A 12,276-nucleotide genomic window follows, 5' to 3' on the forward strand; every position below is an offset into this window, starting at 1 on the left:
GTTAGGGGGCTAAAAGGGTAACTAAAGCCTGTAAACAGGAATGATTTATTACATTTATACCCAGGTCCAAAACTAGTTATAAACGCAGGTAAAATTGAATTTAGCTAAAAATATTAGAAATACAGCCACGAGAGTATTGCAAAACGAGGCGCAGGCAGTGTTAAATCTTGTTGATTTTTTAGATAGTGATTTTGAAGCCTGTGTTGAGCATATTTTGACTTCCAATGGCAGGGTGGTAATTACAGGTGTTGGGAAAAGTGCACTTATAGCCAATAAGATTGTTGCCACGCTTAATTCTACTGGTACTCCAGCACTTTTTATGCATGCTGCAGACGCTTTACACGGTGATCTGGGGATGATACTGGAAAATGATATTATCATCTGCATTTCCAAAAGTGGCAACACACCAGAGATTAAAGTTCTGGTTCCCTTGCTCAAAAAACTTGGTTCCAAGCTCGTGGCCTTGGTGAGTAACACTAAAAGTTACCTTGCTGAGCAGGCTGATTATGTGTTGAATGCAAGTATAGGGGAAGAAGCATGTCCGCATAATTTGGCTCCAACGACCAGTACCACTGCCCATATGGCTCTGGGAGATGCTTTGGCAGTTTGCTTACTCGAAGCCAGAGGCTTTACCTCTGAGGATTTTGCTAAATACCATCCTGGTGGTTCTTTGGGCAAGCAGTTGTATCTTAGAGTAGGAGATGTGTTGGGAGGAAATGAAATCCCAATTGTTTCTGAAAATGCGGGATTGGCTGAGGTAATTCTTGAAATATCCGGTAAAAGGCTTGGAGCGACGTCGGTAGTGGATGTGGAGGGAAATTTAAAAGGAATTATCACTGATGGAGATTTGCGAAGAATGCTACAAAAATCACTCGACATTCATTTGCTCAAGGCCGCTGACATCATGACTGTAAATCCTAAATCTATTTCAACCCAAGAATACGCCATTCGTGCACTGAATATGATGAAAAATCATAATATCACTCAACTCGTGGCAATGAATGGGGATAAAATCGCAGGTTTTGTCCATATTCATGAATTGATGAAAGAAGGAATTGTTTAATTTTTGACATGCACGATAAACCCTATATTCTAATAATGGCCGGAGGAATTGGCTCCAGATTTTGGCCCTATAGTCGAAGAAAGAGGCCAAAACAATTTTTGGATATTCTAGGAACAGGTCGTACGCTCTTGCAAATGACGTTTGATCGTTTTGCAGATATTGCCGAACCTGAGCAGTTTGTCGTCATTACTTACAGAAAATACCTTCCGCTAGTCAAAGAGCAATTACCGGAATTGAAGGATCATCAGATCCTTACCGAACCCATGCGGAAAAATACGGCGACTTGCATCGCTTATGCTACGTACAGAATTCATTCATTAGACCCAAAAGCCACTATAATCGTCACTCCGGCAGATCATCTGATTCTGCAGGAGAGGAAATTTACTCGTATATTAAATAAGGCTGTTGAAGAAGCTCAGGAGGGGAAATTAATTACTCTGGGGATTCAGCCGAACAGGCCAGAAACGGGCTATGGCTATATTCAATACATAGAGAAGCCAGGGGCACATGCATTTCGGGTAAAGACCTTCACTGAAAAGCCGAACTCAAAACTTGCTAAGACTTTTATGGAAAGCGGGGATTTTGTCTGGAATTCAGGGATGTTTGTTTGGCAAGCCAAGAGTCTTATCCATGCTTTTGAAAAGCATATGCCGGATATGGCAGAAGTTTTTGAGGAAGGAAGGGATATCTACGGCACTGATAAAGAGGCTGAATTTGTATCACGCGCCTATACTCAATTGAAAAATATATCCATAGACTATGGAGTCATGGAAAAGTCAAATCATGTTTATGTAATTCTTGGTGATTTTGGGTGGTCGGATTTGGGATCCTGGAATAGTTTGTATGATCTGAGAGAAAAGGATGAAAACAACAATGTGGTAGATGCAAATGCGATTCTATATGATACTGAAAACAGCTACATTAAAGTGGATAGTGGCAAGTTAGTGGTCGTACAGGGCCTCGATAATTATCTGGTAAATGAGACCGATAATGTGCTGCTTATTTGTAAGCTCGATGCAGAGAAGAAATTCCGCGAGTTCGTATCCAATGCCAAAAAGAAGGGCGAGGACTTTATCTGATTTTTTTTAGTAACAGGTTTAGGGTGGTTTTGCGCAGATGAGCTATCCTGCTTCTCCAGAAGCAGGATATGATTTTTCATTCGCTTGGTTAATAGTAAAGCTGAGATTTACCCCAGTCGATTGATTACATCTTCGAATAGTTGTTCGTTTACTACGGCCACACCACCCAAAAGGCCTACATCTTCACCTAATTGATACAGTACGAGTTGTGATTTTTCGCGTGATTTGGCCATGCTGTAGATATTCAATGCCTGTTGGATCGGGGTGATCAAATATTGATTGGCTTCGGCTACAGACCCACCGATGATGATCAACTCTGGGTTTAGCACCTGGATAAGCATGGAAATCCCACGTCCTAAATCCAAGCCTGCTTCCGAGAGAATCGTAATCGCTCGCTGATCACCGGACAATGCCGCTTCTACGACTAGGCTTGGTTCGATACTTCCTTCTTGGTCTCTTGCCATTCGGGCTAGTATGCTGTCTTTATCGAGCTTGATAGCTGCCTCCGCCATTTTGACGATAGCGGTACCAGAAGCTACAGCCTCCAAACATCCTTTTTTACCACAAATACAGGAGACATCTCTAGATTCGAAAATAGGAGAGTGGCTAAACTCACCGGCGAAACCGGAGCCGCCTTGATATAGTTTGCCGTCTATGATGATGCCTAGGCCTATTCCCCATCCGATGAAGAGGCCAAGTACATTCTTGTAATGATGATCAGTAGCGAATTTAAACTCAGCCAGAGTCATTGCCCTGGCATCGTTCTCTAGGAATATTTTTTTAGAAAATCTTGTTTCCAGATTTTCAAGAAGGGTGTTTTTGCCAAATCTCAGGTAAGTATAATTTACTCCCCCAATAGAATCCGTTAAACCCGGCATGGAAAACCCTATGGCTATTACTTTTTCCTCAGGAATTCCGGTCTTGATGAGATAAGCTTCGATCAGCTCACAGATATGGTCAAAGGTCTCCTTCTCGTTATCTAAACTGATTTTATGGCTTTCTTTTTCCGTTACAATGGTTTGATTGCAGGAATAGAGCGCGAGATTCATGTTGAACTTGGAAAGATCCACAGACAACACGTAGAAAGCATCGGGTGCAAGTCTGTATAAATCAGGCTTTCTGCCTCCTTGGGATTCGGCGCGTCCCTGTTTGATGACTTCTCCACTTATCATCAAATCCCCCAGCAGCGAATTGACGGTTGGTAAGGATATTCCAACTTCAGCACAGATTTCACTGGCGGTATTGGCTCCTTTGGTGTAAAGGTTTTTAATAATCTTAATTTTGTTGAGGTAGCTTTTGATTTCTACCACTCCGTCCATTTTGTCGATTACCTGTTGAGGGTTTATTAGATGCATAGGTTCAAGTTAAACTTGAATTACGGTAATTTTTAATCTTCAAAAAATACTTTTCCAAAAAAATAAGATAACCGGAGTGTATTTGTTGGTGTATCTAGGAATAATTGAGTGTTTTGGTCTTGTTTTCATAAAATAATTTAAAGTCAAGAAGATTGTGGAAGGATTTATTTTCAGAATGAAATAAGTATTTTTGAGAAATGTATTACTGAAAACAATATGAATTTAACAGACATTGATGCCGATCTGGGCAAAGAAGAGGTACCCTAGAGAAATGTAATTATTGAAGAAGTTTCAACTATTATTTGAGGGCTTTGACTTTTAAATAGCCTAGCTATTGCTGTACTTTCTGCTCATTTTGAAATCCAAAGATTTTTTCACCATCTGCCATTCAGAATTTAAAATAGAGAAGACCACTGTGTCTCTCAGGCAACCAGTACTGTCGATTATGTGATTTCTCAATACCCCATCTTGTTTCGCTCCCAGGCCTAAAATTGCAGTGCGGGATTGCATATTGTGCCAGTTGGTTCTGAATTCCACAGCAATGCAATTCAAGTTCTCAAAGGCATATTTCAATAATAGATACTTGCACTCCGTGTTTGCACCAGTCCGTTGATATGATTTGGAATACCAAGTAGTGCCGATTTCTCAGTGTCTATTTGCGGCTACCGCATTCATATAGCGCGTAGTTCCAATAACCTTGCTTGTCGTTTTGTTTCGTATCACAAAGGGTAGTGAGAGATCTGAATATTACTCTTGGAGAGCTTTTGATATATAAGCTCCTACATTCTCAGGGTTTGGGGCAGAAGTGTACCAAAGCTCCCATAGGTTGCCATCTTTTACGGCCTGAGTTAAGTCATTGGTGTGATCTAGAGACATGGGTTCTAATCTTACCGAGTTGCCTTCAAGCGTTAATTCTTTCAGCCATTTATCCATTTTGTTAGGGTATTGTTTGGAGGAAAAAGTTACAGTGAGTTTAAGTGATGAGCTAGTTAGACTTTGATCTTATTTGATCAAAATTGCTGAGCACTCCGATTGAATTTCCTGCATTTTGGCAGCATATCTTATTCCTAGTGCATGGTAAGAGTCCGAGTCGAAATGAGTGCTATCACCTTTGTGATTCAAGTTTTCTGAAGTTACTAGGCCAATGCACTGTTGAGAAGCTGCGATTTCGGCAATTACTCCATTGATTTGTTTGGCATAGGTGGCTTTAGGATAGAAAAAGTAACCAATTTCTCCCATGACGATCGGAACAGATTCAATTCCCAAATCCTGTTTCATGGAATCTAGCATGGCTTCGAATTTTTGCTTGTAGCTTTTCATATCAAGTTCGGTATTTGAGTCAGATTCACCTTGATGCCAAAGTATCCCTTTTAACGTGCCCTGAGTCATTGCTTCTTTAGCTCGCTTGATCATGTCATTGTAGGGATAAGTATTGGTTTGCTGGAAAAGTGAGTCTTGGTACCAATGATTGATTGAACTCCCGCCAACTGCCGTTGGGATCAGTCCGATTTTAATATTATTATCTCCATTGGCCATGATTTTTCCAAATGTCAAACCTAAACCAACTCCTGCTACCGACTTGTCAAAATGCATTGGATCTCTTGCCAACTCCCAGTTTAGGTTTTTGTCCAACATCAATACTCGAGGATGAGTAAGTGTATCGATGGATTGCACTTTACCCCTTCCAGCCATATTTGATTGGCCCATCAGAAGGTATAGATGAAAGTTTTCTTTGATGTCAGAGTTGTTTAGGTCTCGATTAGAAATGCTTTTTCCACTGGAACAACTTAAACTTATTAAACCAATTAAGAGGAGTGCTAGGTGATGTATTTTCATGTCGCTTTGGTTTTATGCAATTAATTATTGATTGCGATGCTAGTTGAAGTAGTCTAAAATCCCGTTTGCAATCAATGCATGTCCTTTCTCATTTGGATGATTTCCCTGAGACATGAAGTTGTCGAGATCAGCTCCGGAGCCAATTTCTTTTTTAAATAGCTTATAGCTATCAACTAGGCCGATCTCGTATTTTTCTGATAACTGACGAATTTGATTTGAATGCTCGTCTAAAACAGTATCATTTTCTTTTAAATCCAACTTCTTATCAGGAGAGGGAGTGAGCAGAATGATTTTTATGTCCTTAGCCAGAGCCAGTTGAATCATGCTTTCCCAGGCCACTTTTGCGCTATCAAGTCCGATTCTTCTGTCGTTTAGTGCATAATCGATAAATAACACATCAGGCCTGTGACTTAAAACATCTGATTCGAATCGTTTTTCGCCGCTTTTAGAATCTTCACCACCGATGGAAGTATTGATGACGTTGATCACTGCATACGGATATTGGGTTTTCAACTCCTGTAATACAAGGTAAGGGTAAGATGCTAGCGTATTGACAATAGGAGTCTTGAAATAACCAGCCGGAACCGAATGACCATGGAAAACCAAGTTGATGGTTCTGTTTTCTGGCCACTTTGTTTGAAGTTCAAGTTTCAAATCCTTTAAATATTCAGACTTACTTTGGCTGGAAGGGGAGGTAAATAAGAAGATGCTGAGAAAAATAAAATAAAGAAATTTCATTTGGATATGGGTTGGAGCAAATTTTTCCGGAAGGTAATTTAACAATCTTCCTTTGTAGGAGTATCCTTTTTGAATTTCAGGATTTGGTTTACTATTAGCATGCTAAAATACCTCTTGGAAGCATTTCAAGTGAATAAGTAAGTCAGATACGTATATCTACCTTCTTACAGAAATGAAGTGCTTCTCCCAGCGAAAAGAGAAAAATAAGCCTTATACTTGTTTATTAGAAATATAAACTGAAAAAGGACTTTTTATTACAATGAGTTTAAGTGAATTAGATTTTTCGATAGAAAAAGGACTTCTTTTTATAGAAAATCGACAGTTGTCAAATGGAGGATTCCCTTGCCTTTTAGCACAAACAGTAAATTGCATTGCGGAAGATCTACTGGAGTTTGATGATGGAGTAAAAAAATCAAAAGTCACGCAAGAGGACGATACAATATTTCCTGCAAGCCTTATTGGTCTTTCACTGCTGCACCTTAAAGACAATTCCGGTGCCCGTAAAATATTAGATCAAGTAGCGAGTTTTCTGCTTCAGAACAAAAGCCACTATGGTATGTGGCGTCATTATAGAGGGGCACACCAATTAGCTACCTTAATTCCAAATGACTTAGATAATTCATCACTTGCTTCTTTTGTGCTAAGGGAATTGGGGTTTCCAGCCCCAGATAACTACAACCTTTTTAACTCCAATCATTCTAAAAATGGCTTGTTTTACACTTGGGTTACGCTCCGACCTCAATGGGATTCCAACATTAAATACTGGATGTCTTTATGGGAGGAATTCCGGCATCCGATCGGTCAATATTATTTTTGGAAATTGATGTCATGTGAAAAGCGCGATATTGACGCAGTAGTCAATTCAAATGTTCTTTTTTATTTGGGAGAGGGAGATCATACTGAGTCAGTTGTAGATTTAATGGTCCAAGTTATTCAAGAAGGAAGAGAGGAAACTTGTGATAAATGGTATTCAAGAGCTATTATGATTTACTATTTTTTTAGTAAAAACATACAAAAAGGTATTCCCAAATTGGAGCCGCTCAAAGAAATTATAAAAAATAGAATTTCAGCCGAGTTCAAGTCTAATGGGCAATTTTTTAAGAGTGCGTTGGAAACGGCCATGGCAGTTTCTGCATTAATCAACATGGGATATCCCCAGGATATTCCTAAAAAGTCTATCCAATACCTATTAAATTCACAAAACCCTGAGGGTTCTTGGGATAAGTGGGTGATATATTATGGAGAACCCACTAAGACCTCAGGATTTGGAGACGATGCTATTTCCACAAGCTTTGTTTTAGAAGCTCTTCATAAGTACAAGATGTATCAGCTGTCTTTAAGTCCAGAATTTGTTAATTCATGATTGCTCCAAAGTTTACTCGGACGACTGATTGGTGGGAGCCAAAAATCACCTTAGTTGTTTCTATAGGACTTTTGGCTATCTACCTGTATGGAAATGAAGCCTCGTATTCAGTTATCGGATTTTTATTGTTATTACTCCTGTCGATTTCAATAGGAGCCGTTTATGTCAGTTTGATAAATGATTTTACTGATCTAAAAGATGATTTTAAAGTAGGCAAGAAGAATAGGCTTCAGGGGTTTTCAAGGGTACAACAGCTTTTACTTATTTTTACCTCAGCTGTAGGTGTTCTGTTTTTCACCTATTTGTTTTGGCCCTACGGTATAGGTTCGAGATTTTTGTTGGCGGCTATGGTTGTATATACTTTGTATTCTTTTCCGCCTATTCGTTTAAAAGCAAGAGGTTTATTGGGTGTGTTGGCCGATGCATTTGGAGCGCATGTATTTCCAGCGATGGGCATATTTGCCCTATTATCTGAGTTTTTGATTCAATCAATTGATTGGGTGGCGCTGATGCTCATAGGGTTTTGGAGCTTAGTATATGGTGTTAGAGGTATTCTTAGTCATCAATATTTAGATCTTGAATTTGATAAATCAGTTGGGATAAAAACCTTTGCTGCCCGATTTTCAATAGATAAAATAGAGAGAGTTGAATGGCCTTTACTGCTTTTAGAAGTAACAGCCTTATTAGGCTTCTTGATTTATCTCGAATTGTATTTTCTCATTTTTCTGCTCGGTGTTTACTATTTGTATATTCTACTCCTGAATTGGAGATTTGGAATTAAACACGTTATCCTTCTACATCCAATTCACCCAAATTGGAATATCTTAATGGCGACTTATTATCAGGTATTACTTCCTATTGGTTTACTAGGAATGCTTGGTGCTTATTACTCGTGGGTTTACCTGCTGATTCCCATTTTTGTTTTAATCTTTCCAAATGACATAATTCGAAATTCAGCATTGGTTATGAGTCTGTTTCATTCGAAGGAAATACCTGAAGCATGAGTTTTATAGAGATGGTACTTTCTGTACTGGCAGCGGCTTTTTCTTTTTTAGGCCTGTTTTCTTTAGGAACTATTCTTGCCTCAACAACTAGACTGCACTCGATTAATGGGCATGGTAAGGTCGTGCTAGGTGTTGGTATATTTTCCTTTTCCTTTTTTTTGTTTTCACTACTTTTTCCACCGGAATTAGTCTGGTATGCCTGGATATTCCTGTTTGCACTGGCAATTCTGACTCAGCGAAATTCCATATTAAAAAGTCTAGGCCTAATTCAATGGTCAGACCCTTTTATTTGGATGCTTTTTGTTCTCTTTCTTCCCTATATATTCCGGCTTTTGGGTCCACCGATTAGCGATGATGGATTGAGCTTCTACTTGCCTAACGTGGCCTGGATTTTCGCAAAAGGGATCGGATTCAATCCTTACCTGACCAACTACACACTCATGCCACTTGGGATGGAATATGTTTTTACTATCCCCTTTGGTTTTACCGGAATTCCGGGTGTATTGTTTTTTGATGCCTTAGGGTCAATTGCCTTACTTCACTTGATTTATACCTCAGGAAAGCAGTTGTTTTCCATTAGGATGGCCCAAGTGCTGGTCCTTGCTGTTCTATTAATCAAGGGCACTCTTTTCTTTGTCTTTTCTTCTGGAAAAATCGACACTTGGAATACTTATGTTATCATGTCAGGCATTTTTCTTTTTATACAGAACTATCGCAAAAGGGAATTAACTGGCGTATTTCTGATCTTTTCAATTGCCCTAGGAATAAAGTTTTCCAATTGGTTGCTCTTAATTTTGCCTCTTTGCTACCTGTGTTATGAATTATTGCGAAGGGAGAAATTCAGAAAAGTAGCCCTACTTGCCTTGGTTCCATTGTTTTTCACTGGCTCAGTGATGCTCCGAAATCAGCTAGAGGTTAATAACCCATTGGCCCCGATAGTATTTACTGGTAACGAATCCAGATTTGTAGCAACACATGGAGATATCCCCGATGAGCAAGTTCAAGTTGATTTGGCGAATGAGAATCTTCCATTTATGGCTACACTACTTGATGATTTCATATATCCGCTAGGCTTATTACTTTTTGCTTTAATCTGGTTTATATGGTTTCGAAAAGTTAAAATTTCAGTCGAATTAGCTCAAAGTCTGATTTTGATTTTCCTCATGTTTTTGCCTTGGTTTATTGTTTTAGGAAATTCAAACCAGCCTTTTCGGTTTATTTGGGCACCTTTAATTTTGGGAATAGTCATATTTCTGAAAGCCCTAGATGAGTTACTTCAATCCAAGCCAAAACTTCTGGAGAATTTCCAAAAGATTGCCCTTGGCGTTTTAACTCTGGTTGCTTTTACAGTGGTTTTTTCTAAACACAGTGTGTATATGGTTAACTTTTTCAAATTGTCCAATCACAGTTTATCGGATTGGTACAGTTTAGCTGGAAAGGATCATTACGCGATTAGTTATCGCTTTAAGGAAATGGGGCTACACCATGAGGATGTTCATTACAAGGTTCCTGTAGCATTGGGGGCGTTTGATGTGGATGATTATGGGAATATTCCCGAACAGGAAGAACTGAGCCGGATGAGCTCTTCCACACTGATAACGGCCGATTTTGTTATTGATATGGGAAAGGATAAGTTAGATACGCTCTCAAAAGAGGATATTGTAATGCAGTACGGAGATTATTTTGTTTACAAATTAAGGAAATAGGCTAATGCGGATTTTGGTAGTGAGCATCAACGTGGCGCCTTGGGGTGGGAGTGAAGAGCTCTGGAAATCGCTTGCCATGAAAGGTCTAGCCCAAGGCGACGAGGTGATGGTGTCTGTTTTTGCACATCAGAATTTAAATCCAAATCTGGCCGAGTTAGTAGCGCATGGAGCAATTCTTCATCAGAGACCTTTACCTTCCTATTATAACGAGCAGCCATTTGCCTACAGAGCGTTGTCAGAACTTAAGTCTCGATTGGGAATGGATAAAACCTCAATGGATTGGAGAGCTGTTAAAGCCTGGAAACCGGAAGTGGTCGTAATCTCCAGCGGAGAAACCTTCGATCACTATTTGCACCATCAATCCTACCTGATAACTTATTGTAAAGACAACAGAGTGCCATTTCACCTGATTTCTCAGCGTAATTGGGAATGGGATATGTCTGTAGATCAAGAATTCAGAGAGTCAAGAAAGCGTTTGATTGAGGATTGTCAAGGTTTTTTCTTTGTGTCCTACCAGAATTATAAGATGGCATGCAGTCAACTGGCGATGGATATACCCAAAGCTAGAATTATACAAAACCCGTTGAAGGTCAGTTTAGAAAGCAACCTGTCTTATCCCAAATCTGGTATTCCAAAAATGGCATACGTGGCACGTTTGGAGACATCAATCAAGGGGCAAGATTTGTTTTTACAGGCCCTTTCTTCACCGAGATTTAGTAGTCTTCAGTTTGAACTTACTTTTTATGGTACTGGGCCTGATGAAAAGCATCTTAGGGATCTTGTCAGTTATTACGGGTTAGAGGGAAAGGTCTTTTTTGGGGGACATGTGGCCGATGTAAGTGAAATTTGGCGAACCCATCAATTATTAGTGTTGTGTAGTCTGGCAGAAGGAACTCCTCTCAGTTTGATTGAGGCTATGGCATGCGGTAGAACAGGGCTTGTGACCCAAGTTGGTGATTCAGCTATCTGGCTGTCAAACTCTGGTTTTGTGGTTTCCGGTCATCAGGTAGAAAACATTCAAAAAGCTCTTCAAGAGGCAATAGACAATTTTTCTAATTGGGAAAAGCTAGGTCAACAATGCAAAGGTCGAGTTATAGAAAAAAGGGATTTTGAAGAAATCGATGGGTTGCTTGAATGTGTAGTTGGGAAAAGGAATTTGCATCAAACAGGGCAAGATCCAGAGGAGTTTTTTTCGAAAATGGCAAGGGAAGAATAAGTGAATTTATCTCTTGCCCTCAAGGAAACCCCAAACCACACAAAATTGAGAAAGAGCTAAACTAAGGCTCAATGCTACCTTGGTAGAGAAGCGTTTATGTTCAAGATTGAAGGGATAATAGAAGAGCTTTCTGTAGAAAGTCAATTTAGGTCTTCTGTCAATACTGATGTCCTGTTCTTTTGCCGATTTTTGGAATAAAACAGCCGCCTTGCCGTATTTTTTGTGCAGTTTGATAAATCTCCTAAAGTCTAGAAAGTGCTTATGTTCGATTATGATTTGACGATTGAAGACTAGATCCATCCCGTTTTTCTGCAGCCTAACGCAAAACTCTCTGTCTTCCCCAGCAGAGGTGGAGAAAGTGCTATCGAACCCTCCAAAACGATCAAAATCTGACTTGTATAAGGAGAAATTATTGGAAGTAAAAAATTGGTTAGGAGTATTTTGTTGATAGATGTACAAAAAGTCAATGAGGAGCTGACTGGCTTCAGAGTATATGTTTTCGGTGTAGCTATTGATTACCCTTCCCCCCAAAAGGACACCTTCCTTACTGAAGTTGAGTATGTTTTCCAGCCATGTGGGTTGGGCTTGGCAATCATCATCCAAAAAGGTAATGATTTGAGATTTAGCTAAGGAAACCCCAAAGTTTCTTGCTTTAGCTGGACCAGCATTCTCCTGCCTAATAAATCTGAAATTCTCTCCATAACCTAAGCCTATTTCTTCTAGATCACAGCCTCCATCATTGACCACAATCACTTCCCAAAGTGAGGGGTTCAGCGTTTGAGTTTTTAATGAATCAAGACAAGACTTGAGGGCTTCACGACGATTGTAAGTGGGGATAATTACAGCTATTGCTGGCATGCTTTTTAAGTCTTACTTCAATATTACTAATATAAATAAGCTATAATTTAAGGTGAGG

At 39.5% G+C, this 12,276-nt stretch carries 12 protein-coding genes; 6 read left to right on the plus strand and 6 right to left on the minus strand.

Going from position 1 to position 12,276, the window contains the following annotated elements; translation table 11 throughout:
• Positions 1 to 94 precede the first annotated feature (94 nt).
• The gene (locus ESV85_RS09145) at positions 95 to 1,063 is read left to right on the plus strand and encodes an SIS domain-containing protein (protein WP_146916824.1); all 969 of its coding nucleotides are present in this window, start codon (positions 95 to 97) and stop codon (positions 1,061 to 1,063) included.
• 8 nt (positions 1,064 to 1,071) lie between these two features.
• A complete protein-coding gene (locus ESV85_RS09150) occupies positions 1,072 to 2,142 on the plus strand; it encodes a mannose-1-phosphate guanylyltransferase (RefSeq protein WP_146916826.1) in 1,071 nt (356 codons plus the stop codon).
• 107 nt (positions 2,143 to 2,249) lie between these two features.
• On the opposite strand, the gene ESV85_RS09155 is transcribed toward ESV85_RS09150, so the two are convergent.
• The 5 genes from ESV85_RS09155 to ESV85_RS09170 all read right to left on the minus strand — a co-directional run bounded on the left by ESV85_RS09155 (position 2,250) and on the right by ESV85_RS09170 (position 6,071).
• On the minus strand, positions 2,250 to 3,497 hold the full coding sequence (locus tag ESV85_RS09155) for an ROK family transcriptional regulator (RefSeq protein WP_146916828.1): 1,248 nt from the start codon (positions 3,495 to 3,497) through the stop codon (positions 2,250 to 2,252).
• Positions 3,498 to 3,824: 327 nt separating this feature from the next.
• On the minus strand, positions 3,825 to 4,007 hold the full coding sequence (locus ESV85_RS22520) for a GNAT family protein (protein ID WP_223275955.1): 183 nt from the start codon (positions 4,005 to 4,007) through the stop codon (positions 3,825 to 3,827).
• 237 nt (positions 4,008 to 4,244) lie between these two features.
• Positions 4,245 to 4,430 carry a hypothetical protein gene (locus tag ESV85_RS22525; RefSeq protein ID WP_223275956.1) on the minus strand — a complete coding sequence of 62 codons (186 nt, stop codon included), beginning with the start codon at positions 4,428 to 4,430 and terminating at the stop codon, positions 4,245 to 4,247.
• A gap of 69 nt (positions 4,431 to 4,499) precedes the next feature.
• Entirely contained in the window at positions 4,500 to 5,333 is an 834-nt protein-coding gene (locus ESV85_RS09165) for a sialate O-acetylesterase (protein WP_146916829.1), read from the minus strand.
• Between the two features lie 39 nt (positions 5,334 to 5,372).
• A complete protein-coding gene (locus ESV85_RS09170) occupies positions 5,373 to 6,071 on the minus strand; it encodes an SGNH/GDSL hydrolase family protein (protein WP_146916831.1) in 699 nt (232 codons plus the stop codon).
• Between the two features lie 259 nt (positions 6,072 to 6,330).
• On the opposite strand from ESV85_RS09170, the gene ESV85_RS09175 reads away from it, so the two are divergent.
• The 4 genes from ESV85_RS09175 to ESV85_RS09190 are packed head-to-tail and all read left to right on the plus strand — an operon-like array spanning position 6,331 to position 11,360.
• The gene (locus ESV85_RS09175) at positions 6,331 to 7,434 is read left to right on the plus strand and encodes a hypothetical protein (protein WP_146916833.1); all 1,104 of its coding nucleotides are present in this window, start codon (positions 6,331 to 6,333) and stop codon (positions 7,432 to 7,434) included.
• Entirely contained in the window at positions 7,431 to 8,438 is a 1,008-nt protein-coding gene (locus ESV85_RS09180; RefSeq protein WP_146916835.1) for a UbiA family prenyltransferase, read from the plus strand. Before ESV85_RS09175 ends, ESV85_RS09180 begins: the two co-directional genes overlap by 4 nt.
• The gene (locus ESV85_RS09185) at positions 8,435 to 10,144 is read left to right on the plus strand and encodes a hypothetical protein (protein ID WP_146916837.1); all 1,710 of its coding nucleotides are present in this window, start codon (positions 8,435 to 8,437) and stop codon (positions 10,142 to 10,144) included. The genes ESV85_RS09180 and ESV85_RS09185 overlap by 4 nt, the downstream gene beginning before the upstream one ends.
• Positions 10,145 to 10,148: 4 nt before the next feature.
• Positions 10,149 to 11,360 carry a glycosyltransferase family 4 protein gene (locus tag ESV85_RS09190; RefSeq protein ID WP_146916838.1) on the plus strand — a complete coding sequence of 404 codons (1,212 nt, stop codon included), beginning with the start codon at positions 10,149 to 10,151 and terminating at the stop codon, positions 11,358 to 11,360.
• A gap of 6 nt (positions 11,361 to 11,366) precedes the next feature.
• On the opposite strand, the gene ESV85_RS09195 is transcribed toward ESV85_RS09190, so the two are convergent.
• Positions 11,367 to 12,218 (minus strand): glycosyltransferase family 2 protein, encoded by an 852-nt coding sequence (locus ESV85_RS09195; protein WP_146916840.1) that lies wholly within the window; start codon positions 12,216 to 12,218, stop codon positions 11,367 to 11,369.
• Positions 12,219 to 12,276 lie beyond the last annotated feature (58 nt).

This window comes from Algoriphagus aquimarinus (assembly GCF_007997215.1).
In the GTDB taxonomy this organism is placed as follows: domain Bacteria; phylum Bacteroidota; class Bacteroidia; order Cytophagales; family Cyclobacteriaceae; genus Algoriphagus; species Algoriphagus aquimarinus_A.

Coding starts and splice junctions, on each gene's coding strand:
- ESV85_RS09150 (WP_146916826.1), top strand. CDS start 1,072: ATGCACGATAAACCCTATATTCTAATAATGGCCGGAGGAATTGGCTCC.
- ESV85_RS09155 (WP_146916828.1), bottom strand. CDS start 3,497: ATGCATCTAATAAACCCTCAACAGGTAATCGACAAAATGGACGGAGTG.
- ESV85_RS22520 (WP_223275955.1), bottom strand. CDS start 4,007: ATGCAATCCCGCACTGCAATTTTAGGCCTGGGAGCGAAACAAGATGGG.
- ESV85_RS22525 (WP_223275956.1), bottom strand. CDS start 4,430: ATGGATAAATGGCTGAAAGAATTAACGCTTGAAGGCAACTCGGTAAGA.
- ESV85_RS09165 (WP_146916829.1), bottom strand. CDS start 5,333: ATGAAAATACATCACCTAGCACTCCTCTTAATTGGTTTAATAAGTTTA.
- ESV85_RS09170 (WP_146916831.1), bottom strand. CDS start 6,071: ATGAAATTTCTTTATTTTATTTTTCTCAGCATCTTCTTATTTACCTCC.
- ESV85_RS09175 (WP_146916833.1), top strand. CDS start 6,331: ATGAGTTTAAGTGAATTAGATTTTTCGATAGAAAAAGGACTTCTTTTT.
- ESV85_RS09180 (WP_146916835.1), top strand. CDS start 7,431: ATGATTGCTCCAAAGTTTACTCGGACGACTGATTGGTGGGAGCCAAAA.
- ESV85_RS09185 (WP_146916837.1), top strand. CDS start 8,435: ATGAGTTTTATAGAGATGGTACTTTCTGTACTGGCAGCGGCTTTTTCT.
- ESV85_RS09190 (WP_146916838.1), top strand. CDS start 10,149: ATGCGGATTTTGGTAGTGAGCATCAACGTGGCGCCTTGGGGTGGGAGT.
- ESV85_RS09195 (WP_146916840.1), bottom strand. CDS start 12,218: ATGCCAGCAATAGCTGTAATTATCCCCACTTACAATCGTCGTGAAGCC.